Source organism: Paenibacillus sp. LHD-38, assembly GCF_031157315.1.
Lineage (GTDB): Bacteria > Bacillota > Bacilli > Paenibacillales > Paenibacillaceae > Pristimantibacillus.
This window is the reverse complement of sequence record NZ_JAVIFU010000047.1, coordinates 1-14,400: the sequence shown is the minus strand read 5'-3', so window position 1 is coordinate 14,400 and position 14,400 is coordinate 1. Positions and strand designations below refer to the sequence as shown.

18 protein-coding genes are annotated in these 14,400 nt (G+C 39.7%); 1 reads left to right on the top strand and 17 read right to left on the bottom strand.

The features are described from left to right. Nucleotides 1-211 precede the first annotated feature (211 nt). Nucleotides 212-991 carry a class I SAM-dependent methyltransferase gene (locus RCO25_RS27730; protein WP_308999321.1) on the top strand — a complete coding sequence of 260 codons (780 nt, stop codon included), beginning with the start codon at nucleotides 212-214 and terminating at the stop codon, nucleotides 989-991. A gap of 214 nt (nucleotides 992-1,205) precedes the next feature. Here the strand turns inward: RCO25_RS27730 and RCO25_RS27725 are convergent, their stop codons facing one another. The 17 genes from RCO25_RS27725 to RCO25_RS27645 form a co-directional block, all read right to left on the bottom strand. Next, nucleotides 1,206-1,595 (bottom strand): VOC family protein, encoded by a 390-nt coding sequence (locus RCO25_RS27725; protein WP_308999320.1) that lies wholly within the window; start codon nucleotides 1,593-1,595, stop codon nucleotides 1,206-1,208. A gap of 17 nt (nucleotides 1,596-1,612) precedes the next feature. Beyond that, nucleotides 1,613-2,407: a hypothetical protein gene (locus RCO25_RS27720; RefSeq protein ID WP_308999319.1), complete on the bottom strand. Its 795-nt coding sequence runs from the start codon at nucleotides 2,405-2,407 to the stop codon at nucleotides 1,613-1,615. Nucleotides 2,408-2,650: 243 nt separating this feature from the next. Beyond that, nucleotides 2,651-3,103, bottom strand: coding sequence for a hypothetical protein (locus RCO25_RS27715; RefSeq protein WP_308999318.1), 453 nt, complete (start codon nucleotides 3,101-3,103; stop codon nucleotides 2,651-2,653). 276 nt (nucleotides 3,104-3,379) lie between these two features. Further along, complete coding sequence (locus RCO25_RS27710) at nucleotides 3,380-3,775, bottom strand: hypothetical protein (RefSeq protein ID WP_308999317.1); 396 nt, start codon at nucleotides 3,773-3,775, stop codon at nucleotides 3,380-3,382. 26 nt (nucleotides 3,776-3,801) lie between these two features. Next, entirely contained in the window at nucleotides 3,802-4,743 is a 942-nt protein-coding gene (locus RCO25_RS27705) for a hypothetical protein (RefSeq protein ID WP_308999316.1), read from the bottom strand. Continuing rightward, nucleotides 4,736-5,482: a sigma-70 family RNA polymerase sigma factor gene (locus RCO25_RS27700; RefSeq protein WP_308999315.1), complete on the bottom strand. Its 747-nt coding sequence runs from the start codon at nucleotides 5,480-5,482 to the stop codon at nucleotides 4,736-4,738. The genes RCO25_RS27705 and RCO25_RS27700 overlap by 8 nt, the downstream gene beginning before the upstream one ends. A gap of 219 nt (nucleotides 5,483-5,701) precedes the next feature. Next, nucleotides 5,702-6,160, bottom strand: coding sequence for a hypothetical protein (locus tag RCO25_RS27695; protein WP_308999314.1), 459 nt, complete (start codon nucleotides 6,158-6,160; stop codon nucleotides 5,702-5,704). A 459-nt stretch (nucleotides 6,161-6,619) separates the two neighbouring features. Continuing rightward, on the bottom strand, nucleotides 6,620-7,102 hold the full coding sequence (locus tag RCO25_RS27690) for a hypothetical protein (protein ID WP_308999313.1): 483 nt from the start codon (nucleotides 7,100-7,102) through the stop codon (nucleotides 6,620-6,622). Between the two features lie 207 nt (nucleotides 7,103-7,309). Then, complete coding sequence (locus tag RCO25_RS27685) at nucleotides 7,310-7,807, bottom strand: hypothetical protein (protein WP_308999312.1); 498 nt, start codon at nucleotides 7,805-7,807, stop codon at nucleotides 7,310-7,312. A 168-nt stretch (nucleotides 7,808-7,975) separates the two neighbouring features. Then, the gene (locus RCO25_RS27680; RefSeq protein ID WP_308999311.1) at nucleotides 7,976-8,743 is read right to left on the bottom strand and encodes a hypothetical protein; all 768 of its coding nucleotides are present in this window, start codon (nucleotides 8,741-8,743) and stop codon (nucleotides 7,976-7,978) included. Between the two features lie 245 nt (nucleotides 8,744-8,988). Continuing rightward, on the bottom strand, nucleotides 8,989-9,624 hold the full coding sequence (locus RCO25_RS27675; protein ID WP_308999310.1) for a hypothetical protein: 636 nt from the start codon (nucleotides 9,622-9,624) through the stop codon (nucleotides 8,989-8,991). Nucleotides 9,625-9,814: 190 nt separating this feature from the next. Then, on the bottom strand, nucleotides 9,815-10,210 hold the full coding sequence (locus RCO25_RS27670; protein WP_308999309.1) for a DUF4288 domain-containing protein: 396 nt from the start codon (nucleotides 10,208-10,210) through the stop codon (nucleotides 9,815-9,817). Between the two features lie 108 nt (nucleotides 10,211-10,318). Continuing rightward, nucleotides 10,319-10,786, bottom strand: a complete 468-nt coding sequence (locus RCO25_RS27665) for a GNAT family N-acetyltransferase (protein WP_308999308.1) — start codon at nucleotides 10,784-10,786, stop codon at nucleotides 10,319-10,321. A gap of 92 nt (nucleotides 10,787-10,878) precedes the next feature. Beyond that, on the bottom strand, nucleotides 10,879-11,322 hold the full coding sequence (locus RCO25_RS27660) for a protease complex subunit PrcB family protein (RefSeq protein ID WP_308999307.1): 444 nt from the start codon (nucleotides 11,320-11,322) through the stop codon (nucleotides 10,879-10,881). 145 nt (nucleotides 11,323-11,467) lie between these two features. Further along, nucleotides 11,468-12,010 (bottom strand): nucleoside/nucleotide kinase family protein, encoded by a 543-nt coding sequence (locus RCO25_RS27655; protein ID WP_308999306.1) that lies wholly within the window; start codon nucleotides 12,008-12,010, stop codon nucleotides 11,468-11,470. Between the two features lie 130 nt (nucleotides 12,011-12,140). Continuing rightward, entirely contained in the window at nucleotides 12,141-13,046 is a 906-nt protein-coding gene (locus RCO25_RS27650) for an aminoglycoside phosphotransferase family protein (RefSeq protein ID WP_308999305.1), read from the bottom strand. Between the two features lie 180 nt (nucleotides 13,047-13,226). Beyond that, nucleotides 13,227-14,006 (bottom strand): class I SAM-dependent methyltransferase, encoded by a 780-nt coding sequence (locus tag RCO25_RS27645; protein ID WP_308999304.1) that lies wholly within the window; start codon nucleotides 14,004-14,006, stop codon nucleotides 13,227-13,229. Nucleotides 14,007-14,400: the final 394 nt, after the last annotated feature.

The window sequence follows — 14,400 nt, the reverse complement described above, 5'->3', positions numbered from 1 at the left end:
ATGGATTGATTTTGGACGATACGTATTTCCGCTATTGCCAATATTTTCTTTATGTATTATATTGATTTTATCCTACTAAGAAAGCGAGTGATTATGGTGAGAACAATTCAATTCGTTGGCGAAACAGTTATTTTAGAGGTGCGGAAGGGATAATCATTTAAGCTTATCTCCTTCCGTGCAAAAAACCAAAACCACGGAGGGTTAATATTATATGTCTTTTAGTTATTACGGCGAACTTTGCACAGAGGTTTATGACCTGACCAAGCAAATCGGGCAGTCCTTTAGTGGTGATATTGAATACTATCAAGAGAGACTTAAACATTGCAACGGACGAGTTCTAGAAGCAATGGTCGGTTCTGGACGTGTCATCATTCCACTTCTTAAATCGGGTCTTATTGTCGATGGAGTAGACTACTCTTCTGAGATGTTGGATTCATGCCGACAACGTTGTGAAATTCATGGCTTAAAAACCAAGTTGTATCAAGCTGACTTAAAGGAACTTGCATTGCCCAGCAAATATGAAGCAATCATTATTCCTGGCGGTTCATTTTTGTTAATAGAACAACGGTCTGAAGCGAAAGAAGTCTTAAAACGACTTTACGATCATCTTGAAATAGGTGGGCGTCTTATGCTAGACCTACATTTACCTAGCAATAATTACAACAGTTCTGATAATGGACACTGGGGCGGTTCATCGACATTCCACTTACCGAATGGTGACATTATCACTATGGAAGGAAAGTGTGTCGAAGCTGATTTATTCTTTAACCAATACAGAGTAGACTATATAAAGTATGAAAAGTGGCGTAACGGAAAACTAATCCAAACTGAATTACAACGTTTTGCAAAGCGGTGGTACGGAGTGGAAGAATTTAAGTTCATTCTAGAAAGTATCGGTTTTACCGATGTAACTGTATCTGCTGATTTTGAGTTTGGGAAGATACCCACCGATGGAAAGCAACAATTCGTTTATGAAGCTACAAGATCATAATTAAGTAACATACCAACGCTAAAGAAGCCACTCCATTGTTTGGAGTGGCTTTGTCTTATATAATGATGTATATTTTGTGGTCAAACTTTACTTTGTGCTTAGATACATTGCGGAGATCCGTATCGTAAATTAAAAAGGAAGTTTGCGTTAAACTGCCAGTTAGTTGAGAAGCAGCCCTAATACAGTTGAACTAACGTACACGTTAATTCAATACTCAGTCTGCAAATATTTCATGGATATTTCCTTCGGGATCAGCAAAGAATGCTGTTGTTTGCCCCCAAGGCATACTCGTTGGTTCTTTAAAAGCAGTCGCTCCCTTTGCGATTAACTCGTCATAAGTCCTTTTAACTTCTTCAGGTGATGCGCAAGGGAAAGCCAGTTCAAAAGATTGTCCTTTGGTAACCTCTTTGAAAGAACTATTCCCTCCTGTAATATCAGCCATAATTTGTCGAGAACAAATAGCAAAGCGTGCTCCATCGTTTTCGAACTCAACATAATTTGGAGATTCGCTTTTGATTTTGAAACCAAGCACATCAGAGTATAATTCGGTCATCTTTGGCACGTCGGTCGTAAGGATCGTAATCAATGAAATCTGTGCTTTCATTTTTTGATCACCCCTAATCAGTATTTAGATTTAATCATGTCGTGATGATGCAATGCTCTCAAAGCATCCATTGTCCAGATGCTTTTCCATACCAACTCCCCTTCTGCATTCTGAGTATTCCAGTTGAGAACGAAATTGCCCTCATCAGATTGGGTTATGATTTCATTTTCCAAGCTTCGAATGACGTGTTCCTTTATCGTTTCGTAGAGTGGATCTTTAGGGGAATGAGCGAAAAAGAACGGTTTTGCGCTGTATATTGTCGCCCATTTCGCTTGATCTGTCTCGATAATCTCAAAAATATCAGATTTGAGCCAGCCTAAGATTTCTGACTTGAATGGTTCAGTGATTCGCACGGCCAAACGAAGGATGCAGAGCGCTTCCAAAAAAGAAAATTGGTCATATGGCTTTTTAGGTTCTCTAATCGATAACAATGCGACTTCAGTAACTGATTCCAGGAAATCGTTTGGAACCAATTCCCGATATTCGTGGAGGTACCCGACCATTTCGGCGCCAGGGTTGTTATTCCATTCACTGGACGTTTCGTTATGCCTCTGATGCCAGCAATTCAGAGAACGGTCATTAGAACTGATAATGTATTTAATCCCTCTCTGGACGATTTCATAATCAGTTTTCGCCCCTACCTCACTTAAATATTGAAACGCCATACTGGTATCCATGGCGTTTGTATGTTGGGGGTGACCCTCACCCATATTTCTAAATCCGCCATCTTCGCCCTGGTAACAGACCATGATGTTAAGAAGACCTTGAGGAGAACTCCTCTCGAAATGAAACCGAAATAACTCTTGCTCCAAATCCCTTCCATAGTTCATTAAATAATTTTTCGCAAGTTCAAAATTAACATTAGACAGTTTCAGCGTAAGATCACTCCCACGAGTAAATTTTCCTTATTTTAACTTATACAAAAGATGGAAAAATCCTTTGCAATGAATCTATTCTGCCCGTTAGCTTAACAAAGAAAGAGAGCAACTGCCGCAGCAAACTCTCCTTGTTTGTTCAACTATCGTTACCCGTTAGCGTATTGCAGCGCCCCTTCGTTAGTCCACTTTAATTTTAAATGCAAAGTTGGCGCTTCCGATCGGCTTCCACCAAGCGTTCAAGTTGTACACGTAGACTCCCTTTTCGGACGGCACGACAAACACTTTCAATTGTTTCAGGTTTTCCTCCGAGACCACGTTTCCTTCGGTGTCGAGCCTTTGAAGCACCAAAGTTCCAGGTACGACGTCGAAAGCGACTGATATTTCCGCTCCTGAAATGACCGCGGTCGGCTCTTGGTTCTTCATGAGATCAAGGGCTCCCGCCGTGTCGTAAATCGCGTCGGTCACGCGCGAACCCAGTACCGTCGGGATTTCTTTTCCGCCGACCGTTACTTTCGGCGTCGGAATTTCGCGTTCCGCAGTGATCCTGTCCTCACCACCGTTTTTAAAGAAGGCAAACGCGCCGACGATGACGACCGTGACCGCCAAAACTATGAAAAACCACTTTTTCATTTCTTTATCCTCCTGCTGACTCACACTTATTTACTGCCGTATAAATAGACGTGTTATGAGAGGAAAAGTTATATCGACGAGTGATTTAATTTCTGGAACTAAACTGCCGTTAGCTTAATAAAGAAACGGAGCAGCTGCCGTAGCAAACTATTCCTTGTTTGTTCAACTATCGTGTCCCGTTAGCGTAACCGTTCATTTAAATCGCGGGCGGCCAATTTTTGTAGACCGTACTAAGACAGAAAAACGGCGATTCATGGTCGCCGTTTTTGCTACGTACTATTTCCGTGCATCATGCCCAATGATTTTTTTAGTATCAGCATCAATATATATCCCAATCGATCCTAGCAACAGATCTTGGGTGGTTTCAAAAATGACTTTGTATACGTGCTTAGAATTGATACCACTAATTTTAAGAGGGATTTGTTCTAGGGTCGATTCCTCCACCAAGGCATGTTGCCAATCTGTTATGACTGTTTTGCGAGCCACTTCAGAGACGCTATCCCAAGCAATTTGACGCATCTCGTCTTCATTTACAGAAAAGCCACTTTGGGCATCGACCGCCTGTGTTGAACTATTATTTTCATTGTTTTGGCTCATGCCGCATCCAGAGAGTAAGGCAGCGGTTAATGAAGTGATTACAATGACATGTTTTATCCAGTAAAAGTTTTTCATGATGGCCTCCTAAATAAGTAAAATCATTATTTCTGGTTTAGTTCATTCCACAATTTCTTAAAAACTTGTCCATCCATTTTGAAATAAACTTCACTTCCTAACCCATAGTGAACGTACCCATTTTGCATAACGATCACGCGCACCCTGGAACCATCTTTCAGGCTAAGAGCCAACTCTCTCAGGCCACCGTTTTTGTAAGTAGCATCTAACTCCCCTTCGATATCTTTCCTTAAAAACGGCGTGGCATGGTTCAGCGCTTTTACGAAAGCGTTTATGACACGTTCGTTATCGATAATGTGGTAGTTATCGATGTTATTATTCCAATCCTTCATATTTTTGTACTCGGAACTGACGATGTTACCTGCTAGTTTAAGCTTACCGAAAACATCGGCCCCATCTTTAATCGTGATACCGTTAAGGTGTTCATAAAAACGGGCATTCACCTTTCCGCCGTTTTCCGTGTAGGTCATTATTCGAAAATCTTCATCATAACCCTTTACCTTAAAAACATTTAGACCGCTAGTTGTGGAAGCCAACTCCACCTCATATTTGTCCTGCTTGCTAAATTCATCAATGACGCCTTTTGTAGTGCCCAGTTTTCGTCCCAGCAATTGTTTCGCTTGACTGCTCTCCATTGAAGTATCTGATTGTACATATACTTTCCCGTCATGCACGATCAGGCTAAACATGTACTTCATATTCGAATTATCGGAAAGCACAATTTCAGACACTTGAATGACACTGCGTGAGGGCGACACTTGCAAATAGTTGTCGCTAAAATTTTGGTATGCTGCATACCCGCCCATGACGATTACCATGCTAGCAGCGATGACTGCGACTTTAGACCAATGGTGCGTTGTCTTTGTTTTCATTTCTTGTTTTGCTTTTTGAATTCCGCGTTTGCTTCGCTCATGAAGTTCAGGCGGAATTTCAATGTTTTCTAGTTCCGTCTTAATTTTATTATTCATAAGCATCATCTCCTTCCAACTTTTTACGCATCTTTTTTAAAGCGCGATACAAAACGGTTTTTGCAGATCCCAGCGCTATTCCAAGCGTCTCCGCGACTTCTTTAATTGTGAAGTCATGATAAAAGCGCAGTAGAATCACGTTTTTCTCATCCTCGTCTAGCTGGTCGATTAGATCATGCAGCGTCATAGAAAGCGGTATGTCTTCGTCACCCAAGCTTTCAAAACTGCTTATTTCGTGTTCGTCCACAAGCATTATTACGTTCTTTCTTTTACGAAGGATATCGATTGAACAACTTATCGCTATTCTGATCAGCCAAGTTTTAAAATACTTTGGCTCTTTTAAGGTTGATATCAACTTGAATGAGCGGTAGGCGGTTTCCTGAACCGCATCGAGCGCGTCGTCTTTGTTTTTCAGGTATACATAAGCGGTTCGGTATAAAACCGCTTCGTACTGCTCGAATATCTCTGTAAATGCAGTTTCATTCCCCTTCTGGGCCTTTTTAACTAATTCTATGATGTTGAACCACCTCCGCCCTTTCATTACATTAGACGTAACGAGCTTGTAATTTGGCTTTCGAACACATAAGAATTTTGTAGAAATGATTCCGTGATCAAAAGAAAGAAGAACACAAGTATCAGTGTTCTCCTTTGCAGTAATGTGTATGACGTCATTGCCACTTAACATGGATCTGGCGAGCAGGATCATATGCTTCTTAAACAAACGACCACTGTCAATCACTACGGAAGTACCGTCTTGTACCCACCGAAAGATTCCACCTGATGTCCTACATGTCCCTGGTACAAAAGAGCATTAAATAAATTCAAACTTAGCTCTCATATTAACTGTTCCACCACGTTATTCTGCCCGTTCGTATAGCTTAATACAAAGAGCAGGCTACCGTAGCGCCTGCTCAACAATGTGCGTTATTCAACTATCGTTTCCCGTTAGCGGAATGAACTAACCTATACATTTTCTTTTTCTCCATACGATAATCATTGTTAAAAGGACCAAGAAACTGATAACAGACAGTGTTACTATCCATGATTGTTCATCGGACAGATCTGATACATTCGTTGTAACTTGAATCGGTCCAAGTTTGGATGCCTTGACAAACTTATCATTTACCTTAACTGCTATTACATCTTGAGTGTCTACCCCTTTAATTTCAAACAACAAGCTTCCCACAAGTTTTTCATTTGACTCTCCGTTCTTCTTTGGCATCGGAGTTCTTTGGCGCTTAATCTTTCCAATCTCATTGCCAATATCTTTGTTATCGACTTCCTCGGTGGAAAGTCCATATAGGAGATTATTCCAAGCAACGGTACTTGGGTAGGTACTGGCTAATGTTCCTTCTATATTTGATAAAAACCCCGTTAAAACAATGACAATGAACAAGAGGAATTTGAGATGCTTCATGTAGCAATACCTCCCATTTGTTGATTAAATCTGCCCTTTTACTTAATAAACAATAAGGAGTAGCTGCCGCGACAAACTGCTCCTAATGTTGCACTTAACTTATAAATAGTGTTATCACCGATACTATAAAGATTAATAGTCCTATAATTAGTCCTCCGTGCCCGTAATCACTATCTGTACCAATTCCGAGTAAAAACGCTATCAATGAATCTATAATCGATACAATAATAAGAATAATTGATTCTGTTGTAAAACTAATTACGTACATGTGTACCGCAACAATTCCTAAAAACAATGAAACGATATCTTTTCTGCTTGAAACAGTTTTGTCCATCTTCTCATCCCCCATATTCTTAGAAGAACTCGGATTATCAAAACCAATTTCCAGATGAACCAATTCAAATATTTGACGTTTTTATTGAAGTAATAGTTGCGCTAACCTGCCCGTTAGCGGAACAATTACATCTTCTTTGGTTCTTCCTTCGTGTTTTCCAGTTTAACAGACAGAAACCCTGACATATTCCCACCGTTTTTAGTGCTGATGGCAACCCAGTGAGTGCCCGTTGCCCAAGGTTGCGTTACATTTACAGCCTTTTGAGCACCAGGAGCTACCTCGAAGAACATTTTTTCCGTTCCCGTAATTGTGCTTTGAGTAACTCGGACCCTCAGGGTTTCAGATGATGTATTATGAACCCAAACTTTTACCCATCCGAAATGGGCTGGAATATTGAAATCTTTCGTAAAGTTAGGTCCAGAAATTGGAAAATTCACAACCTCGTTATCACCCGCGATAAGTGCAGCGGACTCACCTAAAGGAAGTAACTCAGGACCATCTTGAATAACATTTTTTTGGGTAACTTTACTCTCTTCTTTTTCTATATTAGCGCAACCTGTGACAACAGTAATAAATGCTAGGAGTAAAACAACTATTCGAAATTTCATTTCATATTCCCCTTTTTCTTAGATGTTACATAGGCGTTAGACGTTCTGTTTGTTCTAATTGTTGCGGTTTACCTGTTTGGAAAATAGAGGGAACTCTCCTAGCTGTTAAGCCACCCTGTCCTTTAGCTTAATAAAAACAAGGAGCAGCTACCGTAGTAACTGCTCCTTGCTCTGTTCAACTAACGTGTCCCGTTAGCTCAATGAATGTTATTTTTTGAACCGCAATTTAGCTCTCATTATTACAATTGAAATTACTATTGCGCACGTAAATCCAATTAGGATTAACAGTAAATATTTATAATTCTGCTCGGGTTCTATTAGATGGTTTAGGTCTCTAATATCTTTGCCTGCATCAGTAATTAATTTATTGCCACTACAAAGACTGGTTGATTCTATTCCTTTCAAATTCTCTGTATAGACTAAATATTTGTCTCCTTTTTCAAATTCTGTTCCACACATCCCAGAGAAACCACTATACACATAACCATCTGGAAGGTTGCCCTTCCAGACCTTATCAACACTAAAAATATTTCCGCCTTCTTTATCTTTAGTGACCAAAGTGCCTGTGAATACGACGCTAGATTGCTCGAATCTTTGTTGAACGCTGGCTTCACCGCAACTACATGCGAACACCTTGTTCGGGCTAAGTACACAAACACTAACCAAGATACATATAAACAAAACAATGGGTAGCATTCTTTTCATTTAACTGACACCCCACAATTCGTCGGTATAATCATTGATATAGACGGATAATGGAAAATATAGTTGCGTTAACCTGCCCGTTAGTTGAATAAAGGCAGTCGATCGCAATGCCAGCTGCCTTTTTGTCTTTTATTGAGCTATCGTTCCCCGTTAGCTCAACAAGTTATTTTAGTTCTCCCGTCTACATTGTATACGGCTTTCTTTACCAGAAATACCTTTTTGAATTGTAACTTTATTTATTTCAACACCATTTTCTGGAGTATCAGTTAACGTAATATGAATTCTATCATAAGGAACGTCACCATGATGTGCACCATAATTTAATGCACTTGCATGAACGATATGTCTTCTTGTATCGCCATTTATTCTTTCAATTTTATCTATTTTTGGACACATGATAAAGTCTGAGTAAGTTTTGTCGAGGTAGGAAAAATATCTGGTATATAAAGTTTCTTCAAGCAACTCTTCTTTGGGAGCTCCAACACTTTCATATTTCCACCCAACTAAGAGCCAATCATATAGTTCTAGTGATTTTAATCGAACTTTTATATTATTTTGGGTATATATAACCTCACCATCTGCTATTGTGCATGTCTTTTTTTGGTTTTCAAAAATACAAGTATAGGCAGGTTCAATAACTACAATATCCCCGTTTTTCATTCTTATTTTCAATTTGGAGATGGGGGCTTTATTTAACTCTAACTCAGTTGGTCCTTCAGAAGGATTTGAGGTGTTTATCCATTTAACAACCTTACTGATGATTACTTCTTCATATCCGTCACTTTCCTTAAATAAACGAGAACCCCCATATATACGGTTTGCTTGAATAGATGAAACATCCTCTATTTTTAAGTTCGGTTGAATACTTGCGTTTGCTAATTGTATCGAGGAAAATAGTCCAGCAAACACCATGTATATTATGACTAACTTTTTCACAATTTTACGCCACCTCTGGAAATAGTATTGAGGTATTATCTCCTTTAAATAAAACTAAATTCCAAAATGACAAAAAAGTTCGCCATTTGACAGCCTCTGGTGTTCAACTAATCTGCCCGTTAGCTTAATGAATTAGTGATGAAAAGTGTTTGGGACTGGAAAAGAAAAAAGGGCTGCCGAACTAATGATTTCGGTAGCCCTCTTCTTATTGAACTATCGTGTCCCGTTAGCTCAATCACATTTTGTCATTCTTTATTTTCAGGCTTTTCTACGATGAACTCGATCTCCGCCTTCAAATGAAGGCTTTCGTTTACTTGGGTTTCATCCGATTCGTATATCGGTTCGAAACTAGCCAAGCCAGACACGAGATAATTCCCCCAAGGCAATGTGCCTGTTTTGGATGCCTTGTGTACCGCTTTGATAAAGTCGACGTATTCTTTTGGATCTTGCGATCCGTACCCGCCGCTGCCTTCGTATCGGCTTTTCAGCGGTACTCCTTTTTTCAAAGTCGTCACGATACGAGGCTCGGACATCTTATAGTCGATCTCGAAGTTCCTCGTTTTTTCTTTCATCGGAAAAGAGAACGGAGAAGCGGCGTGGGCGATTTTGATTTCTGGCTCGTCTCCCACATATTCCAACTCAGCGTAGACTTCCACTTTTTCACCTTCGGCGTATACCGACTTTTCGGACGCGAGGCGATAGACGAAACCACCTTCGGCGACTTCCGCCTTCGAAACAGTCAATGGCTCTTTTACGACGTTTTGTTCATCAGTCATTGATATCTTCTGGTTACCTTCAGCATCAGTATCAGCGCAACTTGAAATCAAAATCATCAAGACTGCGATAAACGAAAATACAACCGCCTTTTTTAGCCATCTCATAAAATGCCCCCCGTTAGATCGTCTTGAACTATCTTCATATCATGACGTTACAACGCTTTAAAAGGTTCCATTACGTTAACCTGCCCGTTAGCTTAATAAAATGAGCAGGCAATCGTAGTGCCTGCTCATCCATATGTAAATTCAACTATCGTTCCCAGTTAGTTCAACAAACCTTCGCAGGTGTAGCAAGCTACTCTTCTTCAGTGACTTCTGGATAAAACCGTTGTAAAACCTCATTCACACTCGTTTCCTTAGATACATCAAACTGCCTGGAATAAATCTCGGTTTTATCTTTAATTTTATCGTCAAAAAGATGAAAACAATCTAATGGTCGGACATAAACCCACTCTACTAATTGACCATAAGGATTGATATGGTTGGTTTCTGAATCTTTGGCTTCACGTTCTGCCTTTTTATACGCTACTTCAAATGAATCAGCATATATAAGATATAACCTCTCTTCGAAAGTTTTCGATTCAACATAAGCGTCATCGATTGTTAAGGGTTGTGGCTCACCAGAGATTTTAGCTTCGAACAAAAGTTTCACAGAATACCATTTTTCACACTCATGATCTACGTGTTTCATCACCTTGTTCCCCCCATTAGACATTAATCAACTCTCCTGCCCCTTACTAAATGGGGAGCATTTGCCGCGTTGGTCTGCTCCCTGATCTGATTGAACTATCGTTCCCCATTAGGTTAACAACTTCTTCAAATCAATTCTTGTATAAGTTTTTTCATAAGCCGCCCCCTCATCGTTATAGAAAATAGCGGATTTTATGTATGGCTCGCTAATGGCGCTGTAACCGAGCTTTGTAATAAGCTTTATCATCTTTGGATTCTCTATGGGGTCAACACTAACGAACAAATTAGAATATCCCATATCACTTGCAATTTTCTCACGATATCTTATTAAATCCGAACCTACGCCAATTCCCCGATATGTTTCCTTTACGTAGAGGTCACTTAGTTTGGGGCTCAAACAGCCTTTTAATTTAAGAACACCAAAACCTAAAATTGTATTATCCTTTTCAGCAACTACCAGACATACTTCTTTATCTTCATTTTGTTTAAAATACCTAACGAATAAATCTTTATTATTTCTAATTTTGCATAAACCATCTAAGTCACTTTTCTTGGCCATTCTTATTGTGTATTCCATTTCCGCCTCCTAATGCACGAAGTAATTAATTAATTCACGCTTAATTAGATTGTCAGACTCTTCAAATTATTAAGCAATCGTGTCCCGTTAGCTTAATGCCATTCCAGGAGAATTTCTTTATCCGTACGTTCAAAAAACATGAGCAGTCGTGGATTTTCCATCATATCAGGAACCTCATCACGTTGAGGCGGTCTATCTTCAACAAAAATTTTAATGAAATCCTCCTCATTAATAACTTCCTTCAACACCACTTCATAGAAACCAGTTGGCTTTTCCCCACTAGAAATCAATAAGTAAGTTTTGTCTCCGTAGTCAAACCGCTCGACCCCACTTTTGTTCCTCGTGTTAGCCATCGTTTCGTTAAACCATATGCCCTGTGGCGCTTTTTCTTTAATCCAAAAGTTAAATTGCACGTTATTGACAATTTGAAATGGAATATCCGATTCAACATCGACATCTTCGTTAGGATTGTCTTGAGATGAACAACCCATCAAGACAATATGAACGAATACAAGTACAAGAAATATTTTCTTCAAAGTCTTCCCCCCAGCTGTATAGATGACGATAACTAGAAGAAATTTGTTGCGCTATTCTGCCCGTTAGCGTAATGAAGCAGCCGATCATTGTGGTCGGCTGCTTCCGTGTTTTTATTGAACTAACGTTACCTGTTAGCGCAGTAAGCTAGTTAGTTTTTATTTTCTCGATTATAATGCTTACAATTTCGGATATTGTTAATGTTCCATCGACAATAATGTCACTATTTGGTTTTATCGTTTTTAACATCTCAAGATACCCCCGTCTTCCATGAAGAATATAATTTTTCATTTCCGTCATGATATTCTCAACAGGATTATCCTTAAAATCTCTAATAATTCGACGAGCCATCGCAAGATCCAAAGGAGTGTCAATAAAAACAGCAATATCAATGAAGTTTTTTGTATCAGAGTGTTTATAGGCAAAAGGAAAATCTATGACAACATAATCTAAAGGCTCGGTAAGCAACGATTTCAAATCTCTAATAAGAGGAGCCAAGTTCCACTCGTTATAATTGGCACCGTTGTCAACCCAGTTGATAATGTCATCATGTCCATCGAAATCATAGACGTCAAAAAAAAGTGATTTGGAATTTTGTAACGTTTCGTTAAGTTGAGTTGCTATTGTCGTTTTTCCTCCACCAGAAACGGCTGCAATGGCAATAACAAATGGTTGCTTTCCGTTTTTCATAAAATCTCCTTCCACTGGCTTTATTAAGCTATCCTGCCCGTTAGCTTAATACAATGAGCAGGCCACCGCAGCGCCTGCTCATCCATGTGTGTTATTCAACTATCGTTCCTCGTTAGTTCAATCACCCCCTCTATTTCTCTCCAATTATTAGGTCTATCTGACGAATAAAATCTTCCGCCAGTTCTAGCTGTCTAGTTGCAAATTCCAAGTCTCCGTGACCTGCAAGGGCAAAATCCAAATTACCTATTGTAGACATTAGTATACGTGCGGTTATAGCAAATCCAAAGGCTTTTAGATCAGTGTCATTGTTGATATGGTCCAATATGCATCTAAAGGTTGGCTCCTGAATTCCTCCGAATAATGCAAGATTACCAACAAATGAAGCTAGGTCCCAGTATGCGGGCATCAATGATACATCCTCAAAGTCCGACCAGACCCAACCTTCAGGACTTGGTAATAAGTTTCCTCTATGGGCATCTCCATGACACGGTATTAGTAAACTTGATTCGAGCCGTATCTGTTCATCTACCCTTAGAAACACATTTAATAGTGCTTGTATACTCTGATCGGAGTGTTTGCTCAATCTAACAGCCGATTGACATGTCCGCTCCCAAACACCAAGCACAGGAAGCTCGTCAACGAAGTCTTTCATTGCTCTTGAAAGTCCGTTTATCAGTTCAATGGCTTCACTGGGTGAAGGTGATTCTAATTGTATTGGAGGAACATATTTCCAAAACGTCATCCATGTACCGCCAACATCGTACGGTCCTGCATTAGTCAGGTCAGTAGGTAATAACGTTGGGACTTTCTTGGATTGGAGGTGACGCGCAACCCGTAACTCTCGATCAAGTATCTTGTATGCGTTCTCTGCATCTTCTTTTGAAATGACAGTGGCTATTCGGGCCACAATCGGATGGGGAGCCAAGTGAATGATTAGGTTCCCACCATTACTAAGCTCAATAGGTGTAATGTCAGTTAATCCAGCTTTCTCTGCTATTAATAACACTTGTGAAATAAGTTTACCTTTCTCCGACACTACAACAGCTCCTTAATTAAGATATAAAAATATCTTAGCACCATAGCTGTATTCCTCATAGGTACAAAACCTTTAATAATCAACTATCCTGCCCGTTAGCTTAATAAAATGAACAGGCCACCGCGCGCCTGCTCATCGTTGGTGCTATTCAACTAACGTGTCCCGTTAGTTCCACGAATTTCATCTTTTTTCAGCTACTACAAAAACATAATCTCCTAAATCACTACTGTATCTGTCGAGGAGTTCTTGTATTCTCCCGTTTTCAATATCGGATTTTAGTCTACTACAACCGACCTGTATTTCATCTAAAGACCCCAAGTTTGCGAAACTAGAAATGCCCGCACGAACATTTGGATTTAGATAAATGCTTGGTTCGTATTTACCGCTGTAAAGAAAAAAGTCCTTCAAGTTTGGCTGTATTAAGAATGTTTCAAGTCCCACGATCTTAAACCCGACGCTTTTTAAATTATCGACTACTTGCTGAACTTTTGGCATCTGATTGCACGAATCTGTCATTATTTTTGGAAAGTATTCTTTTAACCAATAACCCGCCATTTGCTCGGGGGAAGAAGTAAAAATTACGAACCTTCCCTTGCCAATGACCCTGTACACTTGCTGGAATGCTTTATGTAAATTTTCAAAATGGTGTATAGCTAAAATGCATGTCGCCCCTGAGAATTCTTCTTCTTGGTACGGTAGATTATTTATATCCGCTTTATCCCAAGTCACTTGATTTGATTTTTCACGTGCGTTTTTCAGCATTTCCTCTGAAATGTCTGTACCCGTCATTTTCAAACCCAGTTGAGATAAGGCAATGGTATAATTCCCAGTCCCACAAGCTACATCAAGAACTCGTGAATTATCAAAAACCTGGAGATGGTCTATTAATCGTTGTGTTATTTGCGGGTCTGCTTTACGAGACGTATCGTACTCCACCCCAATAATGTCGTATAACTCCATAAGAATATACACCTTCTCCCTTTGATTATTGGTACCATATCCAATTTATCACGAATTGGGACACTGTAGAGTTTTCTTACACTAAACTACCAGTTAGCGTAGCGAAGGGCTGCCATGTGGCCAATGTCATTTAGTTAAGGCGCAGGTCCAAATATCAAGAAAAAGAGCAGGTTATCGAAAAAGATAGCCCGCTCTTTATTTGTACGAAAAAGAGAAATAAGACTTGACAAGTAGGTATAAATGTGTGGCGAAGCCCCTTGAAAAACGAGGAGGTTACGCCAATGAATGAGTACGCAAATTCGCTAAAACAAACGCTGACATCCCTCATACGAGAAATGTCAGCCGCACCAGCACCTTATGTCAAAAACCCTGAAAAAGATTTTACCCGAAAGAA

Coding starts and splice junctions, on each gene's coding strand:
- RCO25_RS27730 (WP_308999321.1), top strand. CDS start 212: ATGTCTTTTAGTTATTACGGCGAACTTTGCACAGAGGTTTATGACCTG.
- RCO25_RS27725 (WP_308999320.1), bottom strand. CDS start 1,595: ATGAAAGCACAGATTTCATTGATTACGATCCTTACGACCGACGTGCCA.
- RCO25_RS27715 (WP_308999318.1), bottom strand. CDS start 3,103: ATGAAAAAGTGGTTTTTCATAGTTTTGGCGGTCACGGTCGTCATCGTC.
- RCO25_RS27710 (WP_308999317.1), bottom strand. CDS start 3,775: ATGAAAAACTTTTACTGGATAAAACATGTCATTGTAATCACTTCATTA.
- RCO25_RS27705 (WP_308999316.1), bottom strand. CDS start 4,743: ATGAATAATAAAATTAAGACGGAACTAGAAAACATTGAAATTCCGCCT.
- RCO25_RS27695 (WP_308999314.1), bottom strand. CDS start 6,160: ATGAAGCATCTCAAATTCCTCTTGTTCATTGTCATTGTTTTAACGGGG.
- RCO25_RS27690 (WP_308999313.1), bottom strand. CDS start 7,102: ATGAAATTTCGAATAGTTGTTTTACTCCTAGCATTTATTACTGTTGTC.
- RCO25_RS27685 (WP_308999312.1), bottom strand. CDS start 7,807: ATGAAAAGAATGCTACCCATTGTTTTGTTTATATGTATCTTGGTTAGT.
- RCO25_RS27675 (WP_308999310.1), bottom strand. CDS start 9,624: ATGAGATGGCTAAAAAAGGCGGTTGTATTTTCGTTTATCGCAGTCTTG.
- RCO25_RS27670 (WP_308999309.1), bottom strand. CDS start 10,210: ATGAAACACGTAGATCATGAGTGTGAAAAATGGTATTCTGTGAAACTT.
- RCO25_RS27665 (WP_308999308.1), bottom strand. CDS start 10,786: ATGGAATACACAATAAGAATGGCCAAGAAAAGTGACTTAGATGGTTTA.
- RCO25_RS27655 (WP_308999306.1), bottom strand. CDS start 12,010: ATGAAAAACGGAAAGCAACCATTTGTTATTGCCATTGCAGCCGTTTCT.
- RCO25_RS27645 (WP_308999304.1), bottom strand. CDS start 14,006: ATGGAGTTATACGACATTATTGGGGTGGAGTACGATACGTCTCGTAAA.